The 14,087-nt window shown below is 68.0% G+C and carries 13 protein-coding genes; 8 read left to right on the top strand and 5 right to left on the bottom strand.

Features of this window, described 5'->3' with window-relative positions:
- Positions 1–93: 93 nt before the first annotated feature.
- The gene (rbp, locus tag G4D77_RS15990; protein WP_016447246.1) at positions 94–459 is read right to left on the bottom strand and encodes an RNA-binding regulator; all 366 of its coding nucleotides are present in this window, start codon (positions 457–459) and stop codon (positions 94–96) included.
- Positions 460–952: 493 nt separating this feature from the next.
- Here rbp and G4D77_RS15985 point away from each other — a divergent pair, with 493 nt between their 5' ends.
- The 4 genes from G4D77_RS15985 (at position 953) to G4D77_RS15970 (ending at position 4,601) form a co-directional block, all read left to right on the top strand.
- The gene (locus G4D77_RS15985) at positions 953–1,531 is read left to right on the top strand and encodes a TMEM165/GDT1 family protein (protein WP_154832953.1); all 579 of its coding nucleotides are present in this window, start codon (positions 953–955) and stop codon (positions 1,529–1,531) included.
- Positions 1,532–1,637: 106 nt separating this feature from the next.
- Positions 1,638–2,786 (top strand): homoserine O-succinyltransferase MetX, encoded by a 1,149-nt coding sequence (gene metX / locus G4D77_RS15980; protein ID WP_026062280.1) that lies wholly within the window; start codon positions 1,638–1,640, stop codon positions 2,784–2,786.
- The gene (gene metW, locus G4D77_RS15975; protein ID WP_012207840.1) at positions 2,783–3,367 is read left to right on the top strand and encodes a methionine biosynthesis protein MetW; all 585 of its coding nucleotides are present in this window, start codon (positions 2,783–2,785) and stop codon (positions 3,365–3,367) included. The genes metX and metW overlap by 4 nt, the downstream gene beginning before the upstream one ends.
- A gap of 70 nt (positions 3,368–3,437) precedes the next feature.
- Complete coding sequence (locus G4D77_RS15970) at positions 3,438–4,601, top strand: glycerophosphodiester phosphodiesterase (RefSeq protein WP_193726184.1); 1,164 nt, start codon at positions 3,438–3,440, stop codon at positions 4,599–4,601.
- Here the strand turns inward: G4D77_RS15970 and G4D77_RS15965 are convergent.
- Both G4D77_RS15965 and G4D77_RS15960 read right to left on the bottom strand, forming a co-directional pair.
- Positions 4,585–5,226 carry an NAD(P)H-dependent oxidoreductase gene (locus tag G4D77_RS15965; protein ID WP_016447241.1) on the bottom strand — a complete coding sequence of 214 codons (642 nt, stop codon included), beginning with the start codon at positions 5,224–5,226 and terminating at the stop codon, positions 4,585–4,587. The two genes, G4D77_RS15970 and G4D77_RS15965, sit on opposite strands and share 17 nt — an antisense overlap.
- Positions 5,227–5,264: 38 nt before the next feature.
- Positions 5,265–5,654: a MerR family transcriptional regulator gene (locus G4D77_RS15960; protein WP_016447240.1), complete on the bottom strand. Its 390-nt coding sequence runs from the start codon at positions 5,652–5,654 to the stop codon at positions 5,265–5,267.
- Between the two features lie 123 nt (positions 5,655–5,777).
- Here G4D77_RS15960 and G4D77_RS15955 point away from each other — a divergent pair, with 123 nt between their 5' ends.
- Entirely contained in the window at positions 5,778–7,292 is a 1,515-nt protein-coding gene (locus tag G4D77_RS15955) for a M20 family metallopeptidase (protein ID WP_154832947.1), read from the top strand.
- Positions 7,292–8,176: an alpha/beta hydrolase gene (locus G4D77_RS15950; RefSeq protein WP_154832945.1), complete on the top strand. Its 885-nt coding sequence runs from the start codon at positions 7,292–7,294 to the stop codon at positions 8,174–8,176. The genes G4D77_RS15955 and G4D77_RS15950 overlap by 1 nt, the downstream gene beginning before the upstream one ends.
- On the opposite strand, the gene G4D77_RS15945 is transcribed toward G4D77_RS15950, so the two are convergent.
- A complete protein-coding gene (locus G4D77_RS15945) occupies positions 8,163–8,915 on the bottom strand; it encodes a 16S rRNA (uracil(1498)-N(3))-methyltransferase (RefSeq protein WP_154832943.1) in 753 nt (250 codons plus the stop codon). The genes G4D77_RS15950 and G4D77_RS15945 overlap by 14 nt on opposite strands.
- 13 nt (positions 8,916–8,928) lie before the next feature.
- Positions 8,929–10,026 (bottom strand): aminoglycoside phosphotransferase family protein, encoded by a 1,098-nt coding sequence (locus G4D77_RS15940; protein WP_016447236.1) that lies wholly within the window; start codon positions 10,024–10,026, stop codon positions 8,929–8,931.
- Between the two features lie 92 nt (positions 10,027–10,118).
- Between G4D77_RS15940 and G4D77_RS15935 the strand changes: the two genes are divergently transcribed.
- Complete coding sequence (locus G4D77_RS15935; RefSeq protein ID WP_043791605.1) at positions 10,119–12,554, top strand: LPS-assembly protein LptD; 2,436 nt, start codon at positions 10,119–10,121, stop codon at positions 12,552–12,554.
- 41 nt (positions 12,555–12,595) lie between these two features.
- Positions 12,596–14,023: a peptidylprolyl isomerase gene (locus G4D77_RS15930; protein WP_016447234.1), complete on the top strand. Its 1,428-nt coding sequence runs from the start codon at positions 12,596–12,598 to the stop codon at positions 14,021–14,023.
- The last annotated feature ends 64 nt before the right edge of the window (positions 14,024–14,087 follow it).

Here is a 14,087-nt window from a genome sequence, read left to right as displayed (position 1 = left end):
TAAATGCTCGAAAACACAAGCTGATAACGTTTGGCAACAAAAAAGGGGCCCAGAGGGCCCCTTTTTTTGCTAACGCATGCTCTAAGCGAGAGCTTAGTAGCTGTTGCGACGGCCACCGCCGTAGCCGCCGTCGCGGTTGCCACCGCCGAAGCCGCCACCGCCGCCACCACCGAAGCCGCCGCCGAAGCCGCCGCTACGGGGAGCGCGGGGCTCCATCGGGCGGGCTTCGTTGACCACCAGGTCACGGCCGCCGCGGTTTTGGCCGTGCAGGCCTTGGATAGCAGCTTGTGCTTCGGCATCGCTGCCCATTTCGACGAAGCCGAAACCCTTGGAACGGCCGGTGTCGCGCTCCATCATTACCTTGGCGCTGTTAACGGCGCCGAATTCGCTGAAGGCTTGCTCCAGATCGCTGTCACGGAAGGTGTACGGCAGGTTGCCGACGTAAAGCTTGTTGCCCATGGAGGACTCCTGAAAAAACTGGAAAACGCGATGGAGCCCTAGGGAGTCAACACGGGATGACAACGTTAGAGACGCAAACGCACTAGCACTCATTGAGCCGAAGCCCGAACGAAAGCTCGCCCATTATGTGGCAGAAGTTTTCGCACGTTATTACTGTTTCGCAAAAATTCGTCGTGCCCGCCACAGAATGCCCCTGGGAGTTACCCTGAAATTGCGGCAGCGCATAAGCAAGTGCCTTGGCGGCAGTGGTGGCCGGCATGCAGATCCGAGGGCTGCTATGATCGCCGGCTCAGTCTTTGGGGAGTAGATCGTTCGGCTCAGCAGCCGGATGCATGCGTCAACAAACTTGGGCCTTCGCTGGCCTATGGCGTATGCGGCGCGCAGTGCAATGCTGCGTGTGACCGATCGAGACCATTGACCGCGCACCGATCCAAAGGCCGGAGTCGGAGCGTGGTCAATGCGTGCTCTATCCGGCCGGATAAATCCCCACACCATGGAAGCCTTCCTGATTTCAACCTCCGTCGTCGCGCTTGCCGAGATGGGGGACAAGACCCAGCTGCTGTCGCTGGTGCTCGCCGCGCGTTTTCGCAAACCCTGGCCCATCGTTGCGGGCATTTTCGTGGCCACCCTGGTCAACCATGCGCTGGCCGGTGCCGTGGGCGCCTGGATCACCAGCTATCTTGGCGAGAACGCCATGCGCTGGATTCTTGGCCTGTCCTTCATCGCCATGGCGGTCTGGATGCTGATCCCCGACAAGCTCGACGAGGACGAGGTGTCCGGACACTCGCGCTGGGGCGTCTTCGGCACGACGCTGGTGGCCTTCTTCCTGGCCGAGATGGGCGACAAGACGCAGATTGCCACCGTGATGCTGGCGGCCAAGTACAACGCCTACCTGTGGGTGGTGGCCGGCACCACGCTGGGCATGATGCTGGCCAACGCTCCCGTGGTGTGGCTGGGCGACAAGCTGGTCAAGCGCGTGCCCATCCGGCTGGTGCATGTGATCTCGGCCGCGATCTTCCTGGTGCTGGGCGTGCTGGCCCTGATCCTTCCGGGGGCAGGCGTTTTGGCATAATGATTCTTCATGCGCCGATTTGCTTCTGCTTGCGGGCGCTTTATAAATCCAGCTAAAGACGACACCAGAGAACCCGGCCTCGTTTTTAGCGATGCCGGGTTTTTTCATGTCCTTCATCGCCACACCACAATCCATGCACTTCGACGAGCCGCTGCCGCTGCAGGGCGGCGGCTCGATCCGTGACTACGACCTCGCCTACGAGACCTACGGGCAGCTCAACGCCGACCGCAGCAATGCCGTGCTGGTCTGCCATGCGCTCAACGCCTCCCACCATGTGGCCGGCGTGTACGAGGGCCAGCCCAAGAGCGAGGGCTGGTGGGACAACATGATCGGCCCCGGCAAGCCCGTGGACACGAACCGGTTCTTCGTGATCGGCGTGAACAACCTGGGCTCGTGCTTTGGCTCCACGGGCCCCATGCACGCGCATCCCGACACCGGCAGGATCTATGGCGCCGACTTTCCCGTGGTCACCGTGGAGGATTGGGTGGACGCCCAGGCCCGGCTGCTGGACCGGCTGGGCATAGCGCAGCTGGCCGCGGTGCTGGGCGGCAGCCTGGGCGGCATGCAGGCGCTGTCCTGGTCGCTGCGCCATCCGGACCGCATGCGCCATGCCGTGGTCGTGGCCAGCGCGCCCAACCTCAATGCGGAGAACATCGCCTTCAACGAGGTGGCGCGGCGCGCCATCGTCACCGATCCGGATTTCCATGGCGGGCATTTCTACGAGCATGGCGTGGTGCCGGCGCGCGGCCTGCGCATCGCCCGCATGATCGGCCACATCACCTACCTGAGCGACGACGTGATGAACCAGAAGTTCGGCCGCCAGCTGAGGGAGGGCCTGGACCTGAAGTACAGCACGCAGGACGTGGAGTTCCAGATCGAGAGCTACCTGCGCTACCAGGGCGAGAAGTTCAGCAGCTACTTCGACGCCAATACCTACCTGCTGATCACGCGCGCGCTCGACTACTTCGACCCGGCGCGCACGCATGGCGGCGACCTGACCCAGGCGCTGTCGGTGGCCAAGGCCGGCTTTTTGCTGGTCAGCTTCACCACCGACTGGCGCTTCGCGCCCGCACGCAGCCGCGAGATCGTGAAGTCGCTGCTGGAGAACAACCGCGACGTCAGCTATGCCGAGATCGACGCGCCCCACGGCCATGACGCCTTCCTGCTCGACGACCCCCGCTACATGAACGTGATGCGCTCCTACTTCGACGGCATCGCCCAGGAAACCACGACAGCCGCCAAGGAGGCCGCATGACCGAGCTGAACACCATGCAGGCGATTGCGCGCCTGATCCCCAAGGGCTCGCGCGTGCTCGACCTGGGCTGCGGCGATGGCGCCCTGCTGTCGCACCTTCAGCGCGAGCGTGGCTGCACCGGCTACGGCGTGGAGCTGGATGACGCCAACGTGCTGGCCTGCGTGCGCCGGGGCGTGAACGTGCTGCAGCTGAACCTGGAGGACGGCCTGGCCATCTTCCAGGACAACAGCTTCGACGTGGTGCTGCAGATCGATACGCTGCAGCATCTGCGCAATGCCGAGACCATGCTGCAGGAGACGGCGCGCATAGGGCGCGCGGGCATCGTCGCCTTCCCCAACTTCGCGCACTGGCCCAACCGCCTGTCCGTGCTGCGCGGGCGCATGCCGGTGACGCGGCGCCTGCCCTACCAGTGGTATGACACGCCCAATATCCGCGTGGGCACCTACAAGGACTTCGAGGTGCTGGCCACCCGGAACCGGCTGCGCATACTGGACTCCTTCGGCCTGCAGGATGGCCGCAGCGTGCGTACCCTGCCCAATCTCATGGCGGGCACGGCGGTCTTCCATTTCGAGCACGCCTGAGCGCAGGCGGGCCATGCCCGTGTCATCCCCGGCGCGCACAATCGAATGCCCCGAGACCCCGGAGACAGACATGGACAACCTCCCACGCCGCCGCGCGCTGGCCCTGGCCGGCGCGGCCGCCGGCCTGCTGGTGGCCGGCTGCGCCGCACCGCAGGCGCCCGCCCGAAGCGATGCCGCTGCCGACTGGCCGCCCCGGCCCGCGCTGATCGCCCATCGCGGCGCATCGGCGCTGCGGCCAGAGCACACGCTGGAGGCATACCGCGAGGCCATACGCGCGGGCGCGGACTTCATCGAGCCCGACCTGGTCATCACGCGCGATGGCGTGCTGGTGGCGCGGCATGAGAACGCCATCGCCATCCTCGCGGCCGACGGCAGCCTCAAGGAGGCCACGACCAATGTGGCCGACCGCCCCGAGTTCGCGGCGCGCAAGACCACCAAAACCATCGACGGGCAGGCGATCACGGGCTGGTTCGTGGAGGATTTCACGCTGGCCGAGCTGAAGACGCTGCGTGCGCGCGAACGCATCCCGGCGATCCGCCCGGCGAATGTGCAGTTCAATGACCGTTTCGAGGTGCCCACGCTGCAGGAGGTCATCGACCTGGCCCGAGCCGAGAGCGCACGCTCGGGCCGCACCATCGGCATCTATCCCGAGACCAAGCACCCGAGCTACTTCCAGTCCATCGGCCTGCCGCTGGAGCCCGCGCTGCTCAAGCTGCTCGCGGACAACGGCTGGAACCATGCGCAGGCGCCGGTGTTCGTGCAGTCCTTCGAGGTCGAGAACCTGCGCTGGATCCGTGCGCGCAGCAGCCTGCGCCTGGTGCAGTTGCTGGCGCCCAAGGGCAAGCCCTATGACAGCGTGGCACGCGGCACGGGCCCCGGCTATGCCGACATGGTCACGCCCGCAGGCCTGGCCGAGATTGCGCGCTACGCCAACGGCATAGGGCCGAGCAAAAGCATGGTGATCCCCGTGGTGCAGGGTGCGAATGCCGCGCCCACTGCGCTGGTGGCCGATGCCCATCGCGCGGGGCTGCTGGTCCATCCCTGGACGCTGCGGCCCGAGAACGCCTTCCTTCCCCTGAGCCTGAAATCTCCGCCCGCACAGGACGGCGCCCGGCGTGGCAATGCGCGCGCCGACATGGACGATTTCCTGCGCACGGGCATCGATGGCATCTTCACCGACGACCCGTCGGTGGGGCGAGCCGCCATTGACGCATTGCTCAAGTCGCGGCCTTGACCGGACGTGCTGCCGTGCGCCGGCCCGCTGCCTGCGCCTGCTCCAGCCACTGCTGGCGGCGTGCGGCATCGGCGCCGAGCACGGGTCCGAAACTGTGTATGCGCACGGGCCGGATGCCGCTGAACTCCAGGATGGCACGGCGCATCTGGTGATGGCCCGGCATGTGCGCCAGCCAGCGGTAATACCAGGGCGGGGAATCCATGCTCACCAGCAGATCGGCGGTGCGGCCGGCCAGCAGCCGGTCCCACAGCATCGAGCCCTTGCGGTACTTGAAGGCGAAGCCCGGCAGAAAGATGCGGTCGATGAAGCCCTTGAGCAAGGCCGGCAGGCCGCCCCACCAGGTCGGATAGACCCAGGCCAGGTGGCTGGCCCACAGGATGTCGGCCTGGGCCTGCTGCAGGTCAGGCTCCAGGGGCTGATCCTGGCGATAGCCGGCGCGCAGCAGCGGGTCGAATTCCAGTTCGCCCAGGCGCAGCGTGCGCACTTGGGCACCGCTGTCGCGTGCGCCCTGGGCGTAGGCATCGGCCAGGCCGGCGCACAGGCTGCCGGCCGACGGGTGGCCGAGGATGATCAGGATGCGCTGGGGATGATGGGGGTGCGTGGTGCTTGGAGACATGGCGGCCATGTTCGCCTTGCCCCAAGGGGCAGGGTCAAGACCCTGGATCAAGCCATGGCGGTTTCGCAGGCGCGTTCTCTGGAATCCGCCGGCTCCAGGCGGCATTCGAGCAGCTCACGCTCCAGTGCGGCCAGCTGCGTCTGCAGTCCCTGAAGGTGCTGCATCTGCGCCTGCACCTGCTCGCGGCGGCCGCGCAGCAGCCGGGCCAGCGCGTCCCAGCTGTCGGCGTGGTCCAGGCGCTGCAGGCCATGCAGCTCGTCGAGTCGAAAGCCCAGCCCCAGCGCCTGGCGGATGCGCTGCACCAGCACCAGATCCTGCTGTCCATACACGCGGTAGCTGCCTGCCCGCGCCACGGCACCGAGCAGGCCCCGTGATTCATAGAGCCTGACGGCCTTGGGCGAGCAGCCGGCGCGTCGGGCGAGTTCTCCGATATACATGGGGCGTGATCGTAGTCGCTGGCGCCGGGCTCTCATGGTCTGCATGGCGTTGGCGCACAATGACCGGATCGCGGCGCTGGCTTCGCTCGAACGGTGCGCCCATCCCTGACACGAGGACCCACCATGAATGCACGCACTCCTTCACAACTGCTGCAGCCCGCAGCCGCGCTGGACCGGATCAGCCGCTCCTGGGACGAGCGCATCGTCCCGGCGCTGACCGAGTACATCGCCATTCCCGCCAAGTCGCCCATGTTCGCGCCCGACTGGGAGCAGCAGGGCCACCTGGAGACCGTGCTGCGCAATGCGGCCGACTGGGTGCAGGCGCAGAAGGTGGCCGGCCTGACGCTGGAGATCGTGCGCCAGCCGGGCCGCACGCCAGTGCTGTTCTTCGAGGTGGAAGGCACGCAGGACAAGGCGGTTTCCAGCCCCACGGTGCTGATGTACGGCCATCTGGACAAGCAGCCCGAGTTCGACGGCTGGCGCAGCGACCTGGGTCCGTGGACGCCCAAGTACGAGAACGGAAAGCTGTACGGGCGCGGCGGTGCCGATGATGGCTACGCGGTCTACGCCAGCATCGCGGCCGTGCAGGAGCTCAAGCGCCAGGGCGTGCCGCACCCGCGCATCCTGGGCCTGATCGAGACCTGCGAGGAAAGCGGCTCGCGCGACCTGTTGCCCTATGTCGATGCCCTGCGTCCGCGCCTGGGCGATGTGGGCCTGGTGATCTGCCTGGACAGCGGCGCCGGCAACTACGACCAGCTGTGGCTGACCACCAGCCTGCGCGGCATGGCCAGCGGCACGCTGAAGGTGGAGATCCTCACGGAGGGCGTGCACTCGGGCGATGCCTCGGGCGTCGTGCCGTCGTCCTTCCGCATCCTGCGCCAGGTGCTGGACCGTCTGGAGGACAGCAAGACCGGGCGCCTGCTGCCCGCCAGCTTCCACTGCGAGGTCCCGGCCGACCGCATGGCCCAGATGCGCGCCACGGCGGCCATCCTCGGCGAGGAGACCTATGCGCGCTTTCCCTGGGCGCACTACGACTGCGGCGGCTCCACGCTGTTTGCCCTGCCCACCACCACCGACCCGGTGCAGGCGCTGGTCAAGCGCACCTGGGAGCCCACGCTGAGTGTCACAGGCGCAGAGGGCCTGCCCGCGCTGCAGGATGCCGGCAACGTGCTGCGGCCCTACACGGCCTTCAAGCTCAGCCTGCGCCTGCCGCCCCTGGTCGATGCCGCCGCCTGCGTGCAGGAGATGAAGGCGCTGCTGGAGGACAACGCGCCCTACCAGGCCCGTGTGACCTGGCAAGGGCTGTCGGGTGCCAGCGGCTGGAATGCGCCAGCCATGGACGGCTGGTTCGAGGACGCGCTCAACGCCGCCAGCCAGGCGCATTTCGGCGCTTCCTGCGGCTACATCGGGCAGGGCGGCACGATTCCGCTGATGAACATGCTCAGCCAGGGCTTTCCCAAGGCCCAGATGATGGTCTGCGGCGTGCTCGGCCCCAAGAGCAACGCCCACGGTCCCAATGAATTCCTGCACGTGCCCTATGCCAAGAAGCTCACGGCCGCCGTGGCCCAGGTGATCGCCGCCATGGCCGGGACGCAGGCAGCTTCCGAAGCCGGTGCCGGCACTGCCGGCGTGGCGTGATGGCAGCGTCTGCCCCCGCACCCGTTCCTGCATCTGCCTCGCAAGGCCAGGCCACGCGCCTTGCGTCCAGCGACGGCGCCGAGCTGTCACTGCGCGACTGGCCCGTGGACGAGGGCCCGGCGCGCGCCACCGTGCTGCTGGTGCACGGCCTGGGCGAGCACATCGGCCGCTATGCGGCACTGGCCCAGCGGCTCAATGCCTGGGGCTATGCCGTACGCGGCTACGACCAATATGGCCACGGACGCTCGGCAGGGCCGCGCGGTGGCCTGACGGGCGACAACCGGCTTCTGGACGACCTGGCGGCCGTGGTGGATGACACGCGCGCCCGGCAACCGGCCGGCCAGCCGCTGGTGCTGTTGGGCCACAGCCTGGGCGGCCTGGTGGCGGCGCTGTTCGTGGCCCGGGCCATCCGGCCTGTCGATGCGCTGGTGCTGTCCTCGCCAGCCCTCGATGTGGGTCTGTCGCCGATCCAGAAATTGCTCGTTGGCACGCTGCCGCACCTGCTGCCCGATCTGCGCGTGTCCAACGGCCTGCAGATTCCGTATCTCTCGCACGACGTGGCGGTCTGCGATGCCTACCGCGCCGATCCGCTGTGCCACGACCGCATCAGCGCACGGCTGGCGCGCTTTCTGGCGCAGGGCGGCCCGCAGGTGCTGGCCCGTGCGGGCAGCTGGCGTGTGCCCAGCCTGTTGCTGTGGGCAGGGGACGACAGGCTGGTGGCGCCGGCCGGCAGCCAGGCCTTTTCCGACCGTGCGCCGCCGGCCGTGGTGCAGGCGCAGTGCTTTGACGGCGCCTACCACGAGCTGTTCAACGAAAGCGATGCCTTCGCCGCGCCCGTGTTCGCAAGGCTGCGGCAGTGGCTGGGCCGGTTCAGTCCAGCGTGAGCGCCGCCAGCGCGGCCAAGGGCGCGGTTTCCGCGCGCAGAACGCGTGGACCCAGCGTGACGGGCACGAAACCCTGGGCGCGGGCCAGGGCCTCTTCGGCCGGAGAGAGGCCCCCTTCGGGGCCCGATAGAAAGACCACGGGCGCATCCTCGGCCGTGGCGTCCACGATCTCGCCCAGCGGCCGGGTTCCCTCGCCCAGCGACAGCAGCAGCCGCAGCGTGCCGGGCGGCAGCTGTTTCGCGCCGCCCTCCAGCCAGTCTTGCAGGTCGGTGGGCGCATGCAGCGGCGGCACGCGGTTGCGTGTGCACTGCTCGCAGGCCGACACGGCCACGGCCTGCCAGTGCGCCAGCTTTTTCTCGGCGCGCTCGCCCTTGAGCTTGAGCACGCTGCGCTCGGCCACCAGCGGTGTGATGCTGGCGGCGCCCAGCTCGGCGGCCTTTTCCACCAGCCAGTCCATGCGTTCGTTGGCCGTGATGCCTGCCAGCAGGTGCACGGGGCGCAGCGGTTCGCGTTCCACGGCGTGGTGCGCGCCTATGCGCACGGCCACGTCGCTGCGGCCCATGCGCAGCACGGTGGCCTCGAACTCGCCGCCGCTGAAGCCTTCGCCGGCACGGCCCTGAAAGAGGGTGATGCCGTCGCCGGGCTGCAGGCGCAGCACCTGCACATGGCGCGCCGCACCGGGCGGCAGTTCGATGTCGTCGCCGCTGCGCAGCGCGCTGGGGCAGTGAAAGCGTGGCATGGCGTACCTGTCCTCAAACGCGCCCGTAGGCCCAGCCCACCTGGGGCTGAATGTTCTCGATCTGGTCCACCAGGCGCAGCAGCGGCGTCAGTTCGCGGTAGCGGCTGCAGGTGGCGCGGATGTAGTGGATGAAGCGCGGCGTATCCGCCAGGTAGCGGGGCTTGCCGTCTCGCAATGTCAGCCGTGCAAAGATGCCGGCCACCTTGAGGTGGCGCTGCAGCCCCATCCACTCCACGCCACGGTAGAACTCGCCGAAATCGTCGCCCCAGCCGCTTTGGCTGCGCGCGCCCACCAATCCCGACTTGCGTGCCTTTTCCCAGTAACGCACGGTAATGTCGATGACAAAGTCCTCTTCCCAGCTGATGAAGGCATCGCGCAGCAGGCTGGCGATGTCATAGGTCACTGGGCCGTAGACCGCATCCTGGAAGTCCAGCACGCCCAGCGGGCCGCTGGCGGTCACGGGCTGCATGAGATTGCGCGTCATGAAGTCGCGGTGCACGAAGACGCTGGGTGCCGCCAGGTTGTGGGCCACGATCTGGTCGAAGGCCTTGGCCAGCGTGGCCTGCTGCCTGTCGTCGAGCACGGTCTCGCGGTGGCGCGCGATGTACCAGTCGGGGAACAGTTGCAGTTCGCGGCGCAGCAGGGCGTCGTCATAGGCGGGCAGCACGTCGGGGCGCGAGGCGGTCTGCCAGGCCAGCAGCACCTCCAGCGCCGAGCGGTACCAGGCTTCCGCGTCCTGGGGCTTTTCCGGGTCCAGCGCCTCGATGACGGTGTGGCCGCCCAGGTCGGACAGCAGCATGAAGCCGTGCACGGCGTCCCAGTCCAGGATCTGCGGCACGGCCAGGCCGGCCGAGGCCATCAGTGCCTGCACCTTGGCGAAGGGCGCGCAGTCTTCCTTGTCCGGCGGGGCATCCATGACGATGAGGCTGGCGCCGGCGGCGGTGTCCAGGCGCAGATAGCGGCGAAAGCTGGCATCGGCCGATGCCGGGCGCAGGGTTTCGGGGCGCAGCGCGTGGCGGGCGGACAGCGGGGCCAGCCAGGCGTCGAAGGCGGCATGGCGGGCGGGGTCGGCCCAGACAACGCCGGCCGTGGGGGTGTTTGGATGGCTCATGGATAATCGCGATTCTACAAACCGCCACCCCGGCGAATGCCCGGCGGTGATGCTAGGCTTGCGCCTTTGTCCACCCGCCGCTGTTGACCACCGTGTACCTCCGACCGCCGCTCCCCGATCCGCTGGCTGCCCGCGCGCCCGCGCGCCCCGCTGTACGCCCGCTGGCCTGGCTTGTGGCTCTCGCATGGGCCGGTGGCTCGACGCTGGCCCAGGCCCAGCCCGCTGCGGCCGATGAAGGCCGGCTGCAGCAGGTGCGCCCGCTGCGCCCCAGCACGCTGATGCAGGAAACCTACCCTGAGGCGGTCCGCTCCCAGCAGCCCGTCTACGTGCGTGGCGACGCGCTCAGCGGCCAGCCGGACATCAATGCGGTGATCGAGGGCAATGCCGAACTGCGCCGCGGCGACACCATGATCCGCGCCGACCGGCTCGAATACCAGGTGCCCGACGACCGCGTTAATGCCTCGGGCGCCGTGCACATCAACCAGGCCGGCAATGTCTACGAAGGCTCGCAGCTGGACCTGCAGGTCGATGCCTTCAAGGGCTTTTTCGACAACGCCGGCTACCGCTTCCTGGCCAACGGGGCCTACGGCAAATCCTCGCGCGTGGACTTCATCGACCGCGACCATGCCGTGGTCCATGACGCGACCTACACCACCTGCCAGCGCGATGACGAAGCCACCTGGCAGCCGGCCTGGATGCTGCGCGCCCGGACCTTGCACATCGACATGGCCGAGGAAGTCGGCGTGGCCGAAGGCGCGGCCCTGCAGTTCAAGGGCGTGACCGTGCTGCCCGTGCCGCGCATGAGCTTTCCGCTGTCGGACAAGCGCAAGTCGGGCCTGCTGCCTCCCACCATGGGCCTGGACAAGCTCAGCGGCATCGAATACACGCAGCCCTACTACTGGAACCTCGCGCCCAACCGCGACATGACCCTGTATCCCTCGGTCATGAGCAAGCGCGGCGTCAACCTGGGCGCCCAGTTCCGCTATCTGGAGCCCACCTATTCGGGCGAGGCCTACGCGGCCTACATGCCGGGCGACCGCCAGCGCGACCGTGACCGCTGGGCCTACTCGCTGCAGCACCGGGGCGTCATCAGCTCGCCCATCGGCGGCCTTGGGTTGAACATGAACCTCAACCGCGTCAGCGACGACAACTACTGGCGTGATTTCCCGCTGGCCGCCCGTTCCTTGCGCGAGCGCCTGCTGCCCAACGACGTGAACCTGTCCTGGGCGCGTGGCGACGGGGTGCTGACCCTGCGCACCCTGTACTGGCAGACCATGCAGGACGCATCGGCGCCCATTGCCCCGCCCTACGGCATGAAGCCGCAGCTGCAATGGCGCTACACGCCGCTGGACCTGCCGCACGGCCTGGACTTCAGCTTCGTGGCCGACACCACGCGCTTCGAGATCGACAAGCCCCTGGCCGGCATGACCTACAACAACGGCCAGCGCAGCTACATGCAGGCGCAGCTGAGCCGTCCCTTCCTGTCGCCGGGCGCCTTCATCACGCCCAGGATCCAGTTGCACACCAGCAACTACCAGGTGGACCGCCTGATGAGCAACGGCAGCCGCAATGCCTCGCGCACGCTGCCCACGGTCAGTGTGGACAGCGGCTTGGTGTTCGAGCGCGACACCACGCTGTTCGGCCGCCAGCTGCTGCAGACCTTCGAGCCGCGCGCCTTCTACACCTACACGCCCTACCGCGACCAGAGCTTTCTGCCGCTGTACGACACGGCGCGCAACGACTTCAACTTCGCGAGCATCTACTCCGAAAACGACTACAACGGCCAGGACCGCATTGCCGACAACCACCTGCTGACCCTGGGCGCGACCACACGCCTGATCGACGGGGCCACGGGCGCGGAGAAGGCGCGCTTCGGCATTGCGCAGCGCGTGCGTTTCTCCGACCAGAAGGTCATCCTGCCCGGCGAGGTGCCTGCCACCAGCCGGCTGTCCGACGTGCTGCTGGGTGCGGCCATCAACTGGACCGATGCCTGGTCCACCGAAGGCACGACCCAGTACAACCGCGACCTGAACCGCCCGGTGCGCACCACCTTCGGCGCGCGCTACAGCCCCAGCTCCTACCGCACGGTGAACGTGGCCTACCGTACCCAGTACGACACCGTGGCACGCACCGATGCCAGCAAGCTGGTCGATGTGGGCTGGCAATGGCCCATCAACGACCTCTGGGGCGACAAGGGCCGTGACCTGGGGGCCGGCCGTGGCCAGGGCGGCGGCCGCTGGTACACGGTGGGCCGGCTGAACTACAGCCTGAAGGACCGCAAGCTCGTCGATACCGTGGTCGGGCTGGAGTACGACGGCTGCTGCTGGATTGGCCGCGTGGTGCTGGAGCGCCTGCAAAGCTCCATCACCCAGTCCAACACCCGGCTGCTGTTCCAGATCGAGTTCGTAGGCTTCTCGCGGCTGAGCCTGGGTGCCGACCCGCAGCGCAGCCTCAAGCAGAATGTGCCGCGCTACCAGTACCTGCGCGAGTCGGTGACGCCGCCCAGCCGCTTCACCAATTACGATTAGAGCCAAGGCTCCAAACACGCTTTTTGCAAGGCATCTCTCCCATGCGTTTTCTTTCCCAGACCCATTGCTGCGCAGCGGCCGCTGTGGCGCTGGCCTTGCTGGCCACCACAGCCCAGGCGCAAGGCCTGCGTGTTCCGGGCCAGTCCAGGGCGCCCCAGGCCGGCGATGCCTCCGTCTCGCGCGCGCTGGACGCCACCAACCAGCCCTTGTCGCGTGATCGCGGCAGCAATGCCGGCGTGCGCTCGGCCGACTACATCGTGGCCGTGGTCAACTCCGAGCCCGTGACCAACAACGAGGTGCGGGCCCGCATGGCGCGCGTGGCGCAGAACATTGCCGAGCAGGGCGGCCAGATGCCGCCCGAGGCGCTGCTGGCCCGCGAGGTGCTGGAGCGGCTGATCGTGGAAAAGGCCCAGCTGCAGGAAGCCAAGGACACGGGCCTGCGCGTGGATGACTACGCCGTGGACCAGGCGCTGACCAATGTGGCGCGGCAAAACGGCCTGGACAAGGCCGGCCTGCAGTCACGCCTGCGGGCCGAGGGCGTGAACGAAAAGCAGTTCCGCGAAGAACTGCGCCGCCAGATCACGCTGCAGCGCCTGCGCGAGCGCGATGTGGACGGCCGCGTGCGCGTGACCGAAGCCGACATCGACCGCTACCTGGCCGAGCAGCGCAGCGGCGGCGCCGACAAGGCGCCGGCGGCCGTGAACCTGGGCCACATCCTGATCGCCGTGCGCGAGGATGCCAGCCCCGCCGAAGTGGCCGAGCGCGAAGCCCGCGCCAAGCAGGCTGCCGAGGCGGCCCGCACGCAAGGCGACTTCCTGGCCGTGGTCAAGGAGTTCTCCGATGTGCCCGACGGCCAGGGCGGCGGCGCCATGGGCATGCGCCCGCTGGACCGCTACCCCGAACTGTTCACCAAGGCCGTGGGCCAGACGCCGCAGGGCGGCATCGTCGGTCCCTTCCGTTCGGGCGCGGGCTTTCACGTGCTCAAGGTGCTGGAGAAGTCGCAGGCCGGCATGCCTTCCGTGGTCACGCAAAACCATGCGCGCCACATCCTGCTGCGCATCGGCGACCAGATGACCGAGGCCGATGCCGCCAAGCGCCTGGCCGACTACAAGCGCCGCGTGGACAGCGGCCAGGCCAGCTTCGAATCGCTGGCCCGCGAGTTCTCGCAGGACGGCAGCGCGCGCAACGGCGGCGATCTGGGCTGGGCCTCGCCCGGCCAGTTCGTGCCCGAGTTCGAGCAGGTGCTCAATGCGCTGCAGCCCGGGCAGGTCAGCGACCCGCTGGTCTCGCGCTTCGGTGTGCACCTGATCCAGCTCATCGAGCGCCGCCAGGCCGCGCTGACGCCGCGCGAGCAGCGCGACATGGTGCGCAACGTGGTGCGCGAGCGCAAGCTCGAAACCGACTACCAGACCTGGCTGCAGGAGCTGCGTGGCCGCGCCTACGTCGAGTACCGCGAGCCCCCGCAATAAGACACCCCCCAAGCAGCCATGGCTGCGGCAGTCCACAATGGAAGGCGGTGCCATGGCGCACCGC

The organism is Delftia sp. WY8, assembly GCF_018437695.1.
In the GTDB taxonomy this organism is placed as follows: Bacteria; Pseudomonadota; Gammaproteobacteria; order Burkholderiales; family Burkholderiaceae_C; genus Comamonas; species Comamonas tsuruhatensis.
The sequence above is the reverse complement of the archived record's forward strand: the minus strand, read 5'-3'. Positions and strand labels throughout refer to the sequence as shown.